Here is a 15,991-nt window from a genome sequence, read left to right as displayed (position 1 = left end):
TAGGCGTCCCTAGCAGACGCGGCGCCGTCAGCCGCGAATCTCGTTGAGGTAGTTGTAGATCGTGTAGCGGGTCACGTCGAGCCGGCCTGCGACGTGGTCGACCGAATCCCGGATCAGGAAGAAGCCGGCTTCGTCCAGCTCGCGGACGACCGCCGCCTTGTGGTGTTTCTTCATCTCGGGGGTCTGCACGCCGACCTTGGTGATGGCACGATCCACCAGGAACCGTTGCAGACTGTCGACGTCGGGCGGAAAGGTCTCCTCGCGTTGGGCCACCTCGACTGAAACGGTCTCGGGTTCCACGCTGTTGACGCACAGGCAGCCGATCGCGACACCGTCGGCGTCCCGGAGGAACAGGGTGGACGACCGGATCGGACGACCGTCGGGACTGTTGGTCCGGTAGTTGATGAGGTCCTGGGTGGTCCCTCGGCGGATCAGTCCGAGCAGCAGGTCGGTCATCGGACCGCCGACCGTGCGGTGAGTGAGGTCGCCCGCGATCGCGGCGATCGAGTCCGGCAACCGGGACAGGTCGTGCAGCAGCACCTCGTTGCCGGGACCGAGCATGGCGGCCAGTCCGTGCACTGCCGGCACCAGCGACGCGAGCAGGTCGTGGGTCGCATCGCCCGCGGGGACGGGAACCGGCGCGGGGTCCGGCCGTCTCGGCTGGGTCAACGCGAGCAGGGCCGCGCTCAGCCGGTCGACGGTCTCCGACGTGGTGCTCACGTGGGGGGAGAGCCGAATGTGTTCGGGCCGAACGGTCGCCGCGATGCCCTCCGCGGTCAACGCGGCGCCGATCTGCTCGGGAGGATGCTCCGGCATGGTGAACGCCAGGATGCCGGCGCGCCGCTCGCAGGCGGAGACGATCTGGGCGCCCCGCGACAGCAGCACCTCCTCGAGCTCGGCCACCCGGGCGGAGAGGTGCGCGGCGATGACGCCGACGCCGGTCTCCTCGACCAGCTCCAGCGCCGCCGCGAACGCACCCGAGGTCACCGGGCTCAGGTTGGAGATCGACCAGGCCGCCGCGGTGGTGTCGGCGGGGTGGATCTCGTCGTCGAACAAGCCGGGATCGCGCGCACCCGTCCAGCCCGACAGGACCGGGTCCATGCGCTCCAGCGCGCGGTCCGAGAGCACCGCGAATCCCGTTCCCCACCCGGCTCGCAACCACTTCTGGCCGCCGACGACGAGGATGTCGGCCACTTCCCACGGCGCCTCGATCACGCCGAAGCCCTGGATGCCGTCGACGACCAGGACGCGGTCACCGACGACGTCCCGGAGGGCGGCGAGATCGGCCCGGTAGCCGGTGCGGTAGTCGACGGCGCTGACCGAGACGATGGTGATCTCGTCGGTGAGGGCTTCCGCGACCCGGTCGGCGGTGACGTAACCGCCGGGCAGCCGCCGGACCGTCAACCGCCCGGCCTGCTCGGCGCGGGCCCACGGGTACGTGTTGGCGGGGAACTCAGCGGCCGACACCAGCACGGTGCCGCCCGCGGCGTTGAACGCCGCCTGCAGCAGCCCGAGGCTGGTGTGCGGCTGCAGCACGACGTGGTCGACGTCGCTGCGGCACAACCGCGCCGCCGCCGCCTTGGCACGGGTCTCCTCGCGCATCAGTTCGTCGACGGTGGCCGGCCCGGCGTGCGTCGCCTTCTCCAACAGCCGGGCGGTGGTGTCCAGAACGGCGTGCGACGGTGGTCCGAAGCGCGCGAAGTCGAGGTAGCCCGCCGGCTCGGAGAACTGCACGAGGTAGCGCGGCGAGATGGGCGTCATGCAAGCACCCGCGCCAGGAACTGGCGTGTGCGTTCATGTTCGGGGGACTTGAGGATGCGCTCGGGCGGTCCGGTCTCCACCACCGCACCGTCGGCCATGAACACGACTTCGTCGGCCGCCTCCGCGGCGAACGCGATCTCGTGGGTGACCACGACCATCGTCATCCCGTCGGCGGCCAGCCCGTTCATCACGGCGAGCACCTCGCCGACGAGCTCGGGATCCAGTGCCGAGGTCGGCTCGTCGAACAGCATGAGCTTCGGCTTCATCGCCAGGGATCGGGCGATCGCCACGCGCTGCTGCTGACCACCGGACAGCTGCGCCGGGTAGGCGTCGCCGCGTTGGCCGAGGCCGACCCGGTCGAGCAGTTCGAGGCCCTCCTTGCGTGCGACGTCGGGCGCGGTGCCCAGCACCCGAATCGGGCCCTCGACCACGTTCTCCAACGCGGTGCGGTGGCCGAACAAGTTGAACCGCTGGAACACCATGCCGATGTCGCGCCGCTGCTTGGCGACGTCACGCTCCCGGAGCTCGTAGAGCTTGCCGTTGCGCAACTCGAACCCGATCGGTTTGCCGTCCACCCACACCTCGCCCTCGTCGACGGACTCCAGGTGGTTGAGGCAGCGCAGGAAGGTGCTCTTGCCCGCGCCCGACGGACCGAGCAGACAGACCACCTGGCCGCGGTGCACCTCCATGTCGACGCCCCGCAGGACTTCGATGTGGCCGTAGCTCTTTCGGACGCCGACGGCCCGCAGCAATGGCTCAGACACGGGCGCCTCTCGTCAACGGGATGGCGCGCAGCGCCTTCGCGGCTTGCGCGGCGACGCTGCGCTCGGCCGAACCGAAGGTGCGCTCCAGGTAGTGCTGCCCCACGCCGGCGATCGTCACCACCACCATGTACCAGATGGCCGCGGCGAACAGGGTTTCCATGACCAGCAGGTTGTGCGAAGAGATGTTGTTGGACGCGTGCAGCAGTTCGGTCACGCCGATCACCGACGCGATCGAGGTGCCCTTCAGCATGTCGATGAAGTCGTTGCCCGTCGGCGGGATGATCACCCGCATGGCCTGGGGGAGCACCACTCGCCGCAGCGTCAGGCTCGGCGACATGCCGATCGACTTGGCGGCCTCGGTCTGTCCGCCGTCGACGCTGTTCAACCCGGCCCGCACGATCTCGGCCATATAGGCGCTCTCGTTGAGGGCCAAGCCGAGCAGCGCGGCGGTGAACGCGCTGACGAGGACGTTGGTGGGCTCGTTGAGCAGATATCCCCCGAAGGGCAGCGGAATGGCGATGGTCGGAATGACCAGCGCCAAGTTGTACCAGATGAGGATCTGCAGCAGCACGGGCAGACCGCGGAACAGCCAGATGTAGCCCGTCGCAAACCATTTCGCGACGGGATTGGCGCTGCGGCGCATCAGGGCGATGACGATCCCGATCACGATGGCCACCGTCTGCGCGATGACGGCGAGCAGCACGGTGTTCAGCAACCCGACGAGCATCACGCGATAGATCACGAAGTCGGGCACCGACGCCCACTTGATCCGTGCCTGCGACAGTACGACGAATGCCGCGACGAGTAGCGCCAGGATGACGACGGCGCTCACCCAACGTCCCCAATGCCGAAGCCGGACGATCTCCAGCGGCTCCTGGCGATCCGCGGCGACCTCAGGCGCCATTGATCGCGGATTCCTTCAGCGCGCCCTGCTCGACACCCCAGCTCTGCAGGATCTTGAGATACGTTCCGTCGGCGATCAGTTCGCCGAGCGCCTTGTTCACCGAGTCGCGAAGGGCGACATCGTCCTTGGCGAACCCAATACCGTAGGGGCCGCCGTCGATCGGCTCACCGGGAACCACCTCGAAGATGCTGCCGTCACCCGCGGTGCGCGAGATGTACGCGGCACTGGGGAGGTCGTTGAGGATCGCGGCGACCCGGCCGGTGCGGAGTTGGTTCTGGTTCTGGGTGTCGCTGTCGGTGGCCGTCACGTTGACGGCGGGCTTGCCCTCCTTGACGCACGTGTCGCTCTGGGCGGCCGCGAACGTCCGGTGGCTGGTGCCCTGCACGACGGCAACGTTCTTGCCGCACAGGCTGTCTGCGCCGGTGATGCCCTGCGGATTGCCCTTCTGCACCATGATGGTGATGCCGGAGGAGAAGTAGTCGACGAAGTCGATCTGCTGCTGGCGTTCCTTGGTGTCGTTCATCCCGGCCATCGTCATGTCGACGCGCCCCGACTGCAGGCTGGTGATCAGCGAGCCGAACGCCATGTCCTGGTAGGCCGTCTGCACGCCGATCTTCTTGGCGATGGCCTTGGCGAGGTCCACCTCGAAACCGATGGGCGTCTTGCCGTCCTCGGCGTAGAAGTTGTTGGGCGCCGACTGGATGTTGGATCCGACGTTGACGGTCTTGGACTGGGCGACCGCGGGAGGGAGTCCGGCGGTGAGGGCCTCGTCCGGCGTGATGGCCTCGATCAGTGCCGCGTTGTCGGGGATCGCCGACTGGGCGCCGCTGGCGGCCGGCGGTTCCGCCGTGTCGCCGCCGACCCCGTTGCCGCAGGCGGTGACACCCGCGGCGAGGACTCCGACGAGCAGCAGGGAGAACCGGGTACGGACCGGCAGCGGTGAACGCATCATGACCTCCAAGGTGTGATGCGGGCGACGCTACAACATTTTGTTGAAGCCGTCTCAACAAACTGTTGAAGAAGTCTGAGTGCTGGCGACCGCTCCCGCCAGCAGGCCAAGGGTGTCCGCCGAGGGCGACCCGGCGACGGTGGTGACGATGCACACCGACTGGCCGGTGGACCGTGCGACGACGAGATTGTGTTGGGTCACGGTCAACGGGCCCACCGTCGGATGCTGGAGACGGTAGGAATCGGCCTCGCAGGGCTTGACCCGATGGTCGCGCCACAGCGTGACGAATTGCGGACTCTTCATTGACAATTCGCCGATCAGGGCCGCCAGGGCTGGGTCGTCGGGATGGCGGCCGGCGACCAGGCGGAGGTTGCCGACGACCGCGCGCGCCTTGTGCTGCCAGTCGAGGTACAGCTCGCGGGTGTGGCAGTCGAGGAACAGCATGCGCGCCAGATTGGGTCGCTCGGCGGAGCGGTCCACCGCATCGCGGTCCAGGTGACCCGCCAGCAGGGCATGAGCCAGCGGATTCCACGCCAGGACGTCGAGCCGCAGACCCACCACGAGGGCGGGCAGATCGGTGAGGGAATCCAGGAGATCGCGGGTCAGCGGGTCGACGCGTTCACTGACGGTTCGGCTCGGTCGTGCGGGCCGCGCTCGAGCCAGCGTGCGCAGGTGTTGCTGTTCGTGATCGTCGAGGCCAAGTGCCCCGGCGATCGCGTCGAGGACCGCATCGGAGGCGTTCACCGACTGGCCCTGCTCGAGGCGGGTGTAGTAGGACGCGCTGACGCCGGCCAACTGGGCCAGTTCTTCGCGGCGCAATCCGGCGACGCGGCGTCGTCCGCCGACCCACGTGAGTCCGACGTCATGCGGATCGACCTGAGCGCGCCGGGCGCGGAGGAACTCCCCGAGACTGCTGTAGGTCATCACTCCACTATGCGCCGCGACGCGCCCGGTCTGCCTGACCCTCTCGTGGGTAGGCACCGTTGGGGCTGGTTGCCGCACCGGCGGGCCACGACTCTGGGTCGCATGAACCACATCGTGTTGGGTGACGTCACGGTCACCCGCGTCATGGAGTACTTCGGATCCGTCGAACTGTCGCCGGCGACCTTCTTCCCCGACAGTCGCCCCGAATCCTGGGAATCCAACGAGGACTGGCTGGTTCCCGACTTCTACGACCCCGGTTCGGGGATGTGTGTCGCCGCCCTTCAGACGTGGGTTCTGCGCAGCGCCGGCGCGACGATCCTCGTCGACGCCGGTGCCGGCAACCTCAAGCACCGTCCCGGCACCGTCTGGCATCGGCTCGACACCGACTTCCTGGGCAATCTGGCGCGAGCAGGAGTCCACCCCGACGACGTCGACGTCGTGGTGAACACCCATCTGCACAACGACCACGTCGGGTGGAACACGGTCCTCGAGGACGGGCAGTGGGTGCCCACCTTTCCGAATGCCAGATACGTCATGCCCCGGGCCGACTTCGAGTTCTGGAATCCCGCCAACGGCAACCCCTCCCGACTGGGTGCCGCCAGCCACGTCGTCTTCGAGGACAGCGTCGCGCCGGTGCACCAGGCCGGTCTGGTGGACCTGTGGGACACGCACCTCGATCTCGACGGCAACCTGCGCCTCGAACCCGCCCCTGGACATACCCCGGGGTCATCGCTGCTCACCCTCCAATCGGGAACGGACCGAGCGGTTTTCGTCGGCGACCTGCTGCACACCGCGCTGCAGGTGGCCGAACCGGACGTCAACAGCTGCTTCTGCGAGGATCCCGCCGAGGCCAGGGCAACGCGCCGCCGTGTCCTCGGTCATGCCGCCGACACCCACACGCTGGTGTTCCCCGCCCACTTCGGCGGTCATGGAGCGGCGGAGGTTCGGCACCAGGGTGACGGCTTCGCGGTCACGCAGTGGGCTGACTTCGCGCGAGCGACTCATGGCTGAACCGGTCGTCGGCACCGCATCCGGGCGGGTGCGTGGAGCGAGCACGGCCACCGGGGTGGCCTTCCTCGGGATCCCGTACGCCGCCGCGCCGGCGGCCGTCGCCCGATTCGACCGTCCCACAGCACATCCGGGCTGGACGGGGGTCCGTGATGCCACCCAGCCCGGCCCGGCCGCACCGCAGAGGGCGCGGACCGGGTTCGGTGCCTTGAACATGGCCCCGTACTTCGGGACCGTGCGGACGGGGGATCCGGACTATCTCCGCGTCAACGTGTGGGCACCGAGAGACGCCACCCGACGGCCGGTGATGGTCTTCGTGCACGGCGGCGGATTCGTCTCCGGCAGCACCCGGTCGCCGCTGTACGACGGGTCCGCCTTCGCCCGCGACGGTGTGGTGCTGGTGACGGTCACCTACCGGCTCGGCGTCGTCGGCTTCCTGGACGTCCCCGGAGCGCCACGCAACCGCGGACTGCTGGACGTGATGGCCGCGTTGGAGTGGGTGCAGACCAACATCGCTGCCTTCGGCGGCGATCCCGACAACGTGACCCTGTTCGGGCAGTCGGCCGGGGCCACTCTCGTCGGAGCGCTTCTCGCCACCCCCGGTACCGGGGATCTGGTGCAGCGGGCAATCATGCAGAGTGGCAACGGAACCGGTGCATTCGACCTCGAGCAGGCAGATCGGGTCACCCGCCGGGTCGGCGTGGTCCTCGGCGCGACGCCGACGCCCGCCGCACTCGAGTCGCTGTCCGACGCCGCGCTGGTCGACCTGGGCGCCCAATTGGTCGGCACCGACCTGCGCACGACGCGTCGTGTCGATCCGCTGGTCGGGCTCAGCCCGTTCAGCGTGGCGATGGAGCACCAGCCCGCCGACGCCGTCGCATCCGGAGTGGGGGCGCAGATTCCCCTCTTGATCGGCACCAATGCAGAGGAGGGCAATCTCTACCTGGCGCCGCAGGGTGACCTCGAGAGCTCGACCGAGGGCGACGTGCGCGAACTGGCGGCCCGAAGTCACGCGGACCCCGACGCGGTCGTCGCCGACCTGCGCAGCCGCCAGCCCCGGTGGACGTGGGGCCAGATCCGGTCCGCACTGCTCGGCGACGCGCTGTTCGGTGCGGGCACGCGCCGCCTCGTCGACGCGCACACGTCACGGTCAGCTGCGCCACTGCACGAGTATCAATTCAACTGGTGCTCAGGTGCTCTCGGTGGACGGCTGGGTGCCGCGCACACCGTCGAGTTGCCGTTCGTCTTCGACTGCCTGGCCGAACCCACGTTGGGTGGCCCGGATGGCCTGCTCGGCCCACAGGCGCCGCCGCAGTCGCTGGCGACGCAGATACACCGGGCCTGGGTCCGGTACGCGACCACCGGCGACCCCGGGTGGGCGCAGGCATCCCGCCACGCGTTCGAGGGTTAGTTGACCTGTGGTGTCGCCCCCACCCAGATCCGCGCCGGGCATATCGCCCGCGAGGACTGGCGTCGGCCCATAGAGTCGACTGACGGCGACACGATTGAGGTGATGGCGACGGTGGACGAACGGCCCGGGCGGTTGCAACACATCGGACGCGACCGGGAGCTGCCGCGTCGTGAAGATCTTCCGTCGATCTTCGACGAGCTCGACTACCAGATGGCGTGTCAGGCCTACCTCTGGGCGTTGCCGCTGGTTGCCTGTGCGCAGTGGCAGAAGGTCTGCGTCGAGATCTTCGAGGCAACGGCGTCGGACCTCGTGGTGTACCGCACCTACCGCGACCGACTCGGCATCATCACCGCCAATGCCACCACCCCGTACATCCTCAGCTTCGTCGACCTGGGCGCGACCGGGCCGCTGGTGATCGAACTTCCCGCCGGTCCCACGGCCGGTGGAATCTCCGACTTCTGGCAGCGGGAGATCGCCACCCTGGGGGAGATGGGCCCCGAGAAGGGCGCGGGCGGTAGGCATCTGGTTCTTCCTCCCGGCGCCGAGGAGCCCGAGGACTCCGACGGATTCACTTGTCACCGTGCCACCGGGATGAACATCCTGTTTGGCTTTCGCACCCTCGACGCGGACGCCGACCGAGCCCAAGCGCTCGTCGAGAACGTGAAGATCTACTCCTACGCCGACCGACGGAACCCGCCGCCGACCGGACTGCTCTCACCCGATGGTCGACCATGGTCGGGAGACCAACCCCGGGGAATGCACTACTGGGAACTGTTGCACGACGTCTACCAACGCGAAGTCGTCGACGAACGCGACCGGTTCTACCTCGCGATGCTCGCCGCGCTCGGCATCGAGAAGGGCAAGGCCTTCAACCCCGACGAGCGGCTGACCCGGATCCTCACCGCCGCCGCTGCCGACGGAGAACTGATGGCCCAGGCCAACACCTTCGCCAAACGCTTCCCGGGCTCTGCCTACTGGCCGGACCGCCGCTGGGATCTGGTTCTGGCCGTTGACGACTCGAGTCAGCGGGCCGCGAACTACGACCAACTCCTCGAACGTGCCTCCTGGTTCTACGAAGCCTTCAGCTTCTCCTCCGCCATGAAGAGCCAAACTCCCGGCGTGGGGCAGGCGTACTTGAGCTGCTACACCGACCGTGACGGCCACTGGCTCGACGGGGGCCGGGACTACACCTTGCACATTCCACCCGATCCGCCCGCCAAGTTGTTTTGGTCGGTCACGGTGTATTCGGCCGACACCCGCTGCCTCGTCGACAACCCCCAGCAGCGCGGTGACCGCGGTTCACGCAACACCGACGTCGTCTACAACGACGACGGATCGGTCGAGCTGTACTTCGGGCCCGACGCACCCGCGGGCCGTGAATCCAATTGGATACAAACGCTTCCCGATCAGCACTGGTTCACCTACTTCCGCCTCTACGGACCGCTCGAGCCGTACTTCGACCGCAGCTGGCGACTGGACGACGTCGTCGCGAGCGGCTCCGCGGAGTCATAGGACGAAATCGGTCCTATTAGTAGGGCAGACTCGGGTCATGTCCGAGACGACGAGCCGGGTGCTGCAGCTGCTGGGCTTGTTGCAGTCCCGCCGGGTGTGGGGCGGGGAGGAGCTCGCCGAGCGCCTGGGGGTGACGGGCCGCAGCGTGCGCCGCGACGTGGAGCGCCTGCGCGACCTCGGCTATCCCGTGCACGCCAGCAAGGGGCACGGTGGCGGTTATCAGCTGGGCGCCGGTGCGGCGTTGCCGCCGTTGCTGCTCGACCCCGACGAGGCCGTCGCCGTGGCGGTCTGCCTGCGCGTGGCCGCGGGTGGCAGCGTGGCCGGCGTCGGCGAATCCGCGCTGCGGGCGTTGACGAAACTCGACCAGGTGATGCCGTCGCGGCTTCGGTCACAGGTCGCGGCCGTCCACGACGCGACGACCACGTTGACCCCTGGCCAGACCGACGAACTCGTCGACCCCGACGTGTTGATGACCCTGGCACGCGCCAGCCGCGACCACGAACACGTCGCCGCCGGATACGTCGACCGCGCAGGGGCAACGACCGACCGGCGCCTGGAGCCCTATCAACTGGTGACCACCGGCCGGCGCTGGTATCTGCTGTGCTTCGACCGCGACCGTGACGACTGGCGCAGCCTGCGGCTGGACCGGATGTCCGACGTCACGGCGCGCGGCACCACCTTCCGGCCGCGAGAGGCGCCCGACGCCGCCGAGTACGTTCGGCGGGCGATCACCGCCTCCCCGTACCGGTACGTCGCGCGCGTGCGGTACGCCGCGTCGAAGGACGAGGTGGCTCAGTGCTTCTCGGATACGTCCGCCCAGATCGAGGCCGACGGTCCGCACGCGTGCGTCGTGACCGCCGGCGCCGACGATCCCGAGCGCATGGTGCCGTGGCTGGCGATGCCCGGCGTCGAGTTCGAGGTTCTCGAACCGCCCGAGGTGGCGGCCGCGGTGCGCACGGTGGCCGAACGCCTGTTGCGGGCCGCCCGCTGACCGCCGAGCGTGGACTTCTGACACGCCCTCGACGCTGCCGCCGTGACGGAAGTCCACACTCGCGGAGGTGGTGAACCGTAGGGTAGCGGGATGCACGTCATCTCGGCGGAGTCGACGGAGCTGTTCACTGGCCCGGCCGACAACCCACTGCAGGTGGTGCGGGTGGCCTATCGCTTCTGCTCCCAACCGGCGCGGGTGCACGTCGAGGGCCCGGGGCTGCACACGGTCGGCGACGCCACCGCACAGCCCCGCGGGCGCGCCGTGGAAGTGTCGGTACGGGTGGCCGACCCGGTGGTCGGCGAGCGGCGGGTGGCTCAGGTCGTCGTCGGTCGAAGCGTCACGGAGTTCGACTTCGTCGTCGCCGAACCCGGGTGGACCATGCACATGATCAGCCACTTCCACTACGACCCGGTCTGGTGGAACACCCAGGCTGCCTACACGAGTGTGTGGACCGAAGACCCACCCGGCCGCTGCCGGCAGACCAACGGATTCGAACTGGTTACCGCGCACCTCGAAATGGCAAGGCGAGAGCCGGAATACAAGTTCGTCCTCGCCGAGGTCGACTACCTCAAGCCGTACTGGGACACCAACCCCGAGGACCGCGACGACCTTCGGCGGCTGATCGCCCTCGGCCGGGTCGAGATCATGGGCGGCACGTACAACGAACCCAACACCAACCTCACCAGCCCCGAAACCGCGATCCGGAACTTCGTGCACGGCATCGGCTTTCAACGTGACGTGATGGGGGCCGATCCGGCGACGGCGTGGCAACTCGACGTCTTCGGCCACGACCCGCAATTTCCGGGAATGGCCGCCGACGCGGGGCTGACCTCCAGCTCGTGGGCGCGCGGCCCGTATCACCAGTGGGGTCCCATGGCCGACGGCGGCGATCCCGAACGCATGCAGTTCGCCAGCGAATTCGAGTGGATGGCGCCCTCGGGCCGCGGCCTCCTGACGCACTACATGCCCGCCCACTACGCCGCCGGGTGGTGGATGGACTCGTCGGCCTCGCTCGAGGACGCCGAAAGCGCGACCTACGACCTTTTCGCGAAGATGAAGAAGGTCGCGCTGACGCGCAACGTGCTGCTGCCCGTTGGCACCGACTACACCCCGCCCAACAAGTGGGTCACCGACATTCACCGCGACTGGAACGCGCGCTACACCTGGCCCCGGTTCGTCTGCGCGCTGCCGAGCGAGTTCTTCGCCTCCGTACGTGCCGAGCTCGACGAACGCGATGTGGCGCCGTCGCCCCAAACGCGGGACATGAACCCGATCTACACGGGCAAGGACGTGTCGTACGTCGACACCAAGCAGGCCAACCGCGCCGCGGAGAACGCCGTCCTGGACGCCGAACGCTTCGCCGTCTTCGCCGGGTTGCTCTCCGGTGCGCAGTATCCCGAGGCAGCGCTGGCCAAGGCGTGGGTGCAGCTGGCCTACGGTGCCCACCACGACGCGATCACCGGGTCGGAGTCCGACCAGGTGTACCTCGACCTACTCACCAGTTGGCGCGACGCCTGGCAGCTGGGCACCGACGTGCGCGACACGGCCCTGAGCCTGCTGTCGACGGCGGTCGACGCCTCGGTGGTGGTGTGGAACCCGTTGGCACACAACCGGACCGATGTCGTCACGGTGCGCCTCGAGGTGCCCTTCGCCGGTGCCGTCGTCGACGCCGACGGTGCACCGGTGGACGTCCTCGTCGAACACGACGGGCACTCGGTCAGCTGGCTCGCCCGCGACGTCCCGTCGCTGGGTTGGCGGTCCTACCGCCTCGTCGACGGCGCGGGCGCATCGGAGTGGGATCCGGTGCCGGGGGACGGGATCGGCAACGAGTTCTACCAACTGCGGGTCGACGCGGCACGCGGCGGGGGAGTGGCCTCGCTGACCGTCGACGGCCAGGAACGGATCGCCGTCGGCCGCGTCGGCAACGAGCTGGCCGTCTACGAGGAGTACTCCGCGCATCCCAAGGCCGGGGAGGGGCCGTGGCACCTGCTGCCCAAGGGGCCGGTCACGACGTCCGCGGGCGACCGTGCCACCTCGATGCAGCGCTACCGCTGCGCGCTGGGTGAGCGGATGGTCGTCACCGGACGGGTCAGGAACGTGCTGCGGTACACCCAGACGATCACGCTGTGGCACGGCGTCGACCGGGTCGACTGCCGCACCACGGTCGACGACTTCACCGACGAGGACCGCATGCTGCGGCTGCGGTGGCCGTGCCCCGTCCCCGGTGCGATGCCCGTCAGCGAGGTGGGCGACGCAGTGATCGGCCGCGGATTCGGGTTGACCCACGACCGGGGTTCGACCAAAGCCGTTGACAGTGCCACCTTTCCGTCCACACTCGACAACCCCGCCTACGGGTGGTTCGGATTGTCGTCGGCGGTGCGAGTGCGGTTCACCGGAGAGCGAAACGGGACCCGGGCGATCTCGGTGGCCGAGGTCGTGTCACCGGGTGGGGACGCCGCCCCGGTGGTCCGCGAACTGATGGTGGAGCTTGCGCGGGCCGGCGTCACGGCCACCTGCAGCGACGCCGCGTCGCCCCGGTACGGCGACCTCACCGTCGACTCGAACCTGCCCGACGTGCGGATCGCCGTCGGCGGCCCGGACGTCAACGCCTTCGCCGCCGCGGTCCTCGGCGGTGCGTCCCCCGGTGCCGACCGCACGTGGGTGCCGGCGGGGCGGCCACTCAAGGACGTCTGGGTACCGGGAGCGGACCTGCGCGACGTGCACGCCTTGCCGGTGCTGATCGTCGACGTCGCCGCGGTGACGGCGGTGGTCTCGGAGCTCGCCGACGCCGAGATCGTCGTCGACCAGGACGCGCCCCACGACCTCGAGGACTTCGAGCACCGCACCGTCGCGTTGTTCAACCGCGGCGTCCCAAGTTTCGCAGTCGACGCCGACGGGACGCTGCACACCTCGCTGATGCGGTCCTGCACCGGCTGGCCGTCCGGCACGTGGGTCGACCCGCCCCGGCGCACCGCACCCGACGGATCCAACTTCCAATTGCAGCACTGGACGCACACCTTCGACTACGCCCTCGCCTGCGGCGCAGGGGACTGGCGAGAATCCGGAATTCCCTCGCGCAGTGCGGAATTCGGCCAACCCATGCTCACCGTCGCCGCCGTGCACGACCCCACCTCCGGGGGACTGCCGCCATGGGGGTCGCTGCTCGAGGTCGAGCCGGCGCGCGACGTGGCCGTGGGCGCGCTGAAGGTTCTCGGCAACCCGACCCCCGGCGGCAGCGGCCGGCGGGTCAGTGCCACCGACGGCATCGCGCTGCGTCTGGTGGAGACACGCGGCACGACCACCGACGTCGTCATCCGCTCGGGCTTGCGCACGGTGTCGGCCCCGCAGCGACTCGACCTGCTCGAAGTGCCACTGGCCGACCGGTCGGACGCGCTCAGGATGCACGGATACGAGATCGCGACCTTCGGCGCCCAGCTCAACCTGCCCCGCGTCCTCGACGCCGACGACGTCGAACTCGGACCGAATGCCGAACCGGCACAGCCGCTCTACGCGAGATACTGGCTGCACAACCGCGGCCCCGCCCCGCTCGGTGGCCTGCCCGCGGTCGCGCACCTGCACCCGCATCAACTCGCCGTCGACGCCGACGAGCCGGTGCGACTTCAGCTCACCGCCGTCAGCGACGTCACCGACGTGCCGCTGCACGGCAAGGTACGGCTCGTCCCCGCCCCGGGGTGGACGGTCCAGCTGGGTGAATTGCCGTTCGTGTTGCCGCCGGGGGACTTCCTGGAATCCGTCGTCGACCTGACGATGCCCGCCGGCACACCGCCGGGGCTCTACCCGCTGCGCGCCGAGCTCGGGGTGACCGGCAGCGCCATCCCGGCGGCGTGGCGCCAGGTGGTCGAAGACGTGTGCGTCATCGCCGTCGGCGCGACCGACGACCGCGTGCTGAAGTTCGTCACCGACCCGCAACCCGTCGTGCTGGCGGCCGGCGGCACCGCCACGCTGAGCGTCACCGTGGCCACCGACGCGTACGCCGACCTCGCGGTCGAGGCGCATCTGATCAGCCCGTGGGGGACGTGGGAGTGGATGGGGCCCAACGCCATCGGCGCAGACCTCGCCGCCCGCGGAACGGTCGACCTGGAGTTCGACGTCGCCCCACCCGCGTGGCAGGAGCCCGGCGAGTGGTGGGCGCTGATCCGCGTCGCCTGTGCGGGCGAGCTACTGTATTCGCCGGCGGTCAAGGTGGTGGTGGAGTGAACGCGGTCGTGGCGACCGTCGGTGGTGACGCCGTCTTCGAGGGCGAGGTGGACGCCAGCGAGGATCGACTGCGCGCGACCCGACTGGCCGGCGCCCTGCCCCGACCGGGCACCAGCGAAGGCCGGCAACTCCGACGGTGGCTGGTGCAGGTACTCGTCACCGCTCGCATCGTGGCTGCCGAGGCGGCGGCCGCCGGCCTGACCGCCCACGGGGCGCCGACCGAGGAGGAGCTCTTGCCCGACGTGTCCGCGCGTCTCGAGATCGGCAGCGTCGCCGCGTCGGCGCTCGAGGACGGCGTGGCGCGAGCGGTGTTCGTCCACGTCACCGCCGGCGTCGCCGTCACCGATCGCGAGATCGTGGACTACCACGCCCGCAACCCGTTTCGTTTCGGCGGTCGCTCCGTCGGCGCCGATGGGTGGCGCGGTCGACCGACCGAGGCCGTGCTCGACGACGTCCGCGGCGAGATCGCCGGGTACTTGCTGGCCTCGGCCCGCCGCCGTGAGTTCCGCCGGTGGCTCGACGTCCGCCGCGCGGAACTGGTGCACCTGGCCCCCGGCTTCGAGCATCCGGGCGACCCGCGCCAACCCGACAACTCCCACAAACACTGATGAGCACACTCGCCGTCGACGTCGGCGGCACCAAGATCGCCGTCGGGCTCGTCGACTCCGACGGCGCTCTGCTGCACCACGCACAGCTGCCCACGCCGCGCACCGACGCCGAGGCCATCTGGTCGGTCACCGACCGACTCATCGCCGACGTGTTGGCGACGGCCACCGACGACGTGCGCGGCGTCGGCATCTCGTCGGCGGGGCCCGTCGACCTGCCGAGCGGCACCGTCAGTCCCATCAACATCACCGCGTGGCAACGCTTTCCGATCGTCGAGCGAGTGACCGCCGCGACCGGTCTCGCGGTGCGCCTCGGCGGCGACGGGCTGTGCACGGCGATGGGCGAGCGTTGGCGCGGAGCGGGCCGTGACGCCCAGTTCCTGCTGGGCATGGTGGTGTCGACCGGCATCGGCGGCGGACTGGTGCTCGACGGCGCACCCTACGACGGGCGCACTGGCAACGCCGGGCACGTCGGCCACGTCGTCGTCGAACCGGACGGCGACCTCTGCACGTGCGGAGGCCACGGATGCGCCGAGACGGTGGCGGCCGGGCCGCACCTGGCCCGGTGGGCCCGCGCCAACGGCTGGGACGCACCACCGGATGCCAACGCCAAGGAGCTCGCCGACGCGGCGAATGCCGGTGACGCGGTGGCGTTGCGGGCCTTCGGTCGCGGGGCGAATGCGATCGCCAGGATGATCGCCTCGGTGGCGGCGGTGTGCGACCTGGACCTGGTGGTGATCGGCGGCGGTGTCGCGAAATCCGGTGCGCTGCTGTTCGATCCGCTGCGCGACGCGCTCGGCCACTATGCCGGCCTGAGCTTCATCAGGGACCTGCGCGTGTTGCCTGCCGAACTCGGCGGGGAGGCCGGGCTGGTGGGTGCGGCGGCGCTGTTCAACGCCTCCTCCTGAGCGATTGGTGCGTGCTGAGCTGAACGTCGACGCCCT

12 protein-coding genes are annotated in these 15,991 nt (G+C 69.5%); 7 read left to right on the top strand and 5 right to left on the bottom strand.

All coding sequences use genetic code 11. The features are described 5' to 3' along the window. Nucleotides 1-27 precede the first annotated feature (27 nt). From H7J06_RS02100 to H7J06_RS02080, 5 genes are read right to left on the bottom strand one after another with little or no spacing between them, the layout of a single operon-like run. Complete coding sequence (locus H7J06_RS02100; RefSeq protein WP_264036536.1) at nt 28-1,761, bottom strand: aminotransferase class V-fold PLP-dependent enzyme; 1,734 nt, start codon at nt 1,759-1,761, stop codon at nt 28-30. Next, nucleotides 1,758-2,525 (bottom strand): amino acid ABC transporter ATP-binding protein, encoded by a 768-nt coding sequence (locus H7J06_RS02095; protein ID WP_308205674.1) that lies wholly within the window; start codon nt 2,523-2,525, stop codon nt 1,758-1,760. Before H7J06_RS02095 ends, H7J06_RS02100 begins: the two co-directional genes overlap by 4 nt. After that, complete coding sequence (locus tag H7J06_RS02090; RefSeq protein WP_264036534.1) at nt 2,518-3,429, bottom strand: amino acid ABC transporter permease; 912 nt, start codon at nt 3,427-3,429, stop codon at nt 2,518-2,520. Before H7J06_RS02090 ends, H7J06_RS02095 begins: the two co-directional genes overlap by 8 nt. Further along, nucleotides 3,419-4,381, bottom strand: coding sequence for an ABC transporter substrate-binding protein (locus H7J06_RS02085; RefSeq protein WP_264036532.1), 963 nt, complete (start codon nt 4,379-4,381; stop codon nt 3,419-3,421). Before H7J06_RS02085 ends, H7J06_RS02090 begins: the two co-directional genes overlap by 11 nt. Nucleotides 4,382-4,432: 51 nt before the next feature. Next, nucleotides 4,433-5,302 (bottom strand): helix-turn-helix transcriptional regulator, encoded by an 870-nt coding sequence (locus H7J06_RS02080; protein ID WP_264036530.1) that lies wholly within the window; start codon nt 5,300-5,302, stop codon nt 4,433-4,435. 102 nt (nt 5,303-5,404) lie between these two features. Here H7J06_RS02080 and H7J06_RS02075 point away from each other — a divergent pair, with 102 nt between their 5' ends. The 7 genes from H7J06_RS02075 (at nt 5,405) to H7J06_RS02045 (ending at nt 15,955) form a co-directional block, all read left to right on the top strand. After that, entirely contained in the window at nt 5,405-6,313 is a 909-nt protein-coding gene (locus tag H7J06_RS02075; RefSeq protein ID WP_264036529.1) for an MBL fold metallo-hydrolase, read from the top strand. After that, nucleotides 6,306-7,721: a carboxylesterase/lipase family protein gene (locus tag H7J06_RS02070; protein WP_264036527.1), complete on the top strand. Its 1,416-nt coding sequence runs from the start codon at nt 6,306-6,308 to the stop codon at nt 7,719-7,721. The genes H7J06_RS02075 and H7J06_RS02070 overlap by 8 nt, the downstream gene beginning before the upstream one ends. A gap of 102 nt (nt 7,722-7,823) precedes the next feature. Next, the gene (locus tag H7J06_RS02065) at nt 7,824-9,233 is read left to right on the top strand and encodes a DUF1254 domain-containing protein (RefSeq protein ID WP_264036525.1); all 1,410 of its coding nucleotides are present in this window, start codon (nt 7,824-7,826) and stop codon (nt 9,231-9,233) included. A gap of 37 nt (nt 9,234-9,270) precedes the next feature. Then, nucleotides 9,271-10,224, top strand: coding sequence for a helix-turn-helix transcriptional regulator (locus tag H7J06_RS02060; protein WP_264036523.1), 954 nt, complete (start codon nt 9,271-9,273; stop codon nt 10,222-10,224). Nucleotides 10,225-10,314: 90 nt separating this feature from the next. Beyond that, nucleotides 10,315-14,442, top strand: a complete 4,128-nt coding sequence (locus H7J06_RS02055) for a glycoside hydrolase family 38 N-terminal domain-containing protein (protein WP_264036521.1) — start codon at nt 10,315-10,317, stop codon at nt 14,440-14,442. Next, nucleotides 14,349-15,050, top strand: a complete 702-nt coding sequence (locus H7J06_RS02050) for a DUF7158 domain-containing protein (RefSeq protein WP_264036519.1) — start codon at nt 14,349-14,351, stop codon at nt 15,048-15,050. The genes H7J06_RS02055 and H7J06_RS02050 overlap by 94 nt, the downstream gene beginning before the upstream one ends. Continuing rightward, complete coding sequence (locus H7J06_RS02045; protein WP_264036518.1) at nt 15,050-15,955, top strand: ROK family protein; 906 nt, start codon at nt 15,050-15,052, stop codon at nt 15,953-15,955. Before H7J06_RS02050 ends, H7J06_RS02045 begins: the two co-directional genes overlap by 1 nt. Nucleotides 15,956-15,991: the final 36 nt, after the last annotated feature.

Origin of the sequence: Mycolicibacterium hodleri, assembly GCF_025822245.1 — a bacterium.
Classification (GTDB): Bacteria; Actinomycetota; Actinomycetes; order Mycobacteriales; family Mycobacteriaceae; genus Mycobacterium; species Mycobacterium hodleri.
Note: the sequence above shows the minus strand (reverse complement) of the source record. Positions and strands in the feature narration are given on the sequence as shown.

Coding starts and splice junctions, on each gene's coding strand:
- H7J06_RS02070 (WP_264036527.1), top strand. CDS start 6,306: ATGGCTGAACCGGTCGTCGGCACCGCATCCGGGCGGGTGCGTGGAGCG.
- H7J06_RS02080 (WP_264036530.1), bottom strand. CDS start 5,302: ATGACCTACAGCAGTCTCGGGGAGTTCCTCCGCGCCCGGCGCGCTCAG.
- H7J06_RS02060 (WP_264036523.1), top strand. CDS start 9,271: ATGTCCGAGACGACGAGCCGGGTGCTGCAGCTGCTGGGCTTGTTGCAG.
- H7J06_RS02045 (WP_264036518.1), top strand. CDS start 15,050: ATGAGCACACTCGCCGTCGACGTCGGCGGCACCAAGATCGCCGTCGGG.
- H7J06_RS02075 (WP_264036529.1), top strand. CDS start 5,405: ATGAACCACATCGTGTTGGGTGACGTCACGGTCACCCGCGTCATGGAG.
- H7J06_RS02065 (WP_264036525.1), top strand. CDS start 7,824: ATGGCGACGGTGGACGAACGGCCCGGGCGGTTGCAACACATCGGACGC.
- H7J06_RS02055 (WP_264036521.1), top strand. CDS start 10,315: ATGCACGTCATCTCGGCGGAGTCGACGGAGCTGTTCACTGGCCCGGCC.
- H7J06_RS02100 (WP_264036536.1), bottom strand. CDS start 1,761: ATGACGCCCATCTCGCCGCGCTACCTCGTGCAGTTCTCCGAGCCGGCG.
- H7J06_RS02085 (WP_264036532.1), bottom strand. CDS start 4,381: ATGATGCGTTCACCGCTGCCGGTCCGTACCCGGTTCTCCCTGCTGCTC.
- H7J06_RS02090 (WP_264036534.1), bottom strand. CDS start 3,429: ATGGCGCCTGAGGTCGCCGCGGATCGCCAGGAGCCGCTGGAGATCGTC.